A 1,328-nucleotide genomic window follows, 5' to 3' on the forward strand; every position below is an offset into this window, starting at 1 on the left:
AAACGACGCAAATACACCACGAACGACTCAACCGTCGAACGATCAAACAAATCCGTCGCAAACTCAAAGACACCGCTCAACCCGGCCGGCGTGCCGTCTACGGAGACGCTCTCCCGCATTCCGAGAGAAAGGTCGAATTTCGCCGTCTGGGATTGTGCCGACTCGCCTGCCAGGGTCAGCCCCGGCAACGTCAGTTCGGACTGAGGGTTGTTCTGAAGGACCAGGGACACCTGGAAGAGCGGATGGCGGGACATCGAACGCGCCGGATTCAGGAGCTCGACGAGGTGCTCGAAGGGCACGTCCTGGTGGGCGTACGCCGCAAGGTCCGTCTCCCGCACGCGCTCGATCAGCTCACGGAACGTCGGATCACCGGAGAGGTCCGTGCGCAGGACGAGCGTGTTGACGAAGAACCCGACCAGATCGTCGAGGGCTTCGTCCGTGCGCCCCGCGACCGGCGAGCCGATCGGGATGTCGGTACCCGCTCCCAGCCGGGACAACAGCGATGCCAGCGCGGCCTGCAGCACCATGAACAAGCTCGCACCCGACTGACGTGCCAACGTCAGGATTCCGGCGTGGAGTTCCGCGTCCCACTCGAAGGACACCAAGCCGCCTCGGTAAGAGGCGATGGCCGGACGCGGGCGGTCCCAGGGGAGTTCAAGCTGCTCAGGCAGGGCGGCCAATGTCCGCGTCCAGTACGTCACCTGCCGAGTCAGCGTACTGTCCGGGTCGGATTCGTGGCCGAGCACGGCCTGCTGCCAGAGCGTGTAGTCGGCGTACTGGACCGGCAGCGGCTCCCGGTCCGGGACACGGCCCTCGGTACGTGCCTCGTACGCGGTCGCGATGTCCCGCGCCAGCGGTGCCATGGACCAGCCGTCGCCCGCGATGTGGTGCAGGACGACGACGAGGACGTGCGAGGTGGCATCGACAGCAAGCAAGCACGTCCGCACCGGAGCCTCGGCACCCAGGTCAAAGCCCCGCCCGGCCATGTCTCCGACAAGGGCCTCCACCTCCTCTTCAGCGGCGTCCAAAACGTCCAGACCGGACCACGACTCGTCGACCCTGACGACCTTCTGGTGGGGAGTGCCGTCCGGGCCCTCGGGAAAGACGGTGCGCAGGGATTCGTGCCGCTCGACGACATCGCGGATAGCGGCCTCAAGCGCTGTGCGGTCGAGGGTGCCGGAGAGGCGGAGGGCGATGGGCAGGTTATACGTCGATGCCTGGGCGCCTTCGAGGCGGTTGAGGAACCACAGCCGCCGCTGGGCGTACGACAGCGGAACGCGTGCCGGCCTCTCCGCCACGACGAGCGCAGCGCGCGCGGCGTCTGCCTC

Annotated in this window: 1 protein-coding gene; it reads right to left on the reverse strand. The window is 66.9% G+C overall.

Features of this window, described 5'->3' with window-relative positions; all coding sequences use genetic code 11:
* Positions 1 to 1,328: condensation domain-containing protein (locus tag ACZ6S6_RS37640; protein ID WP_469709529.1), on the reverse strand; the 1,328-nt coding region annotated here is incomplete at both ends.

This window comes from Streptomyces sp. NPDC048671 (assembly GCF_055587045.1).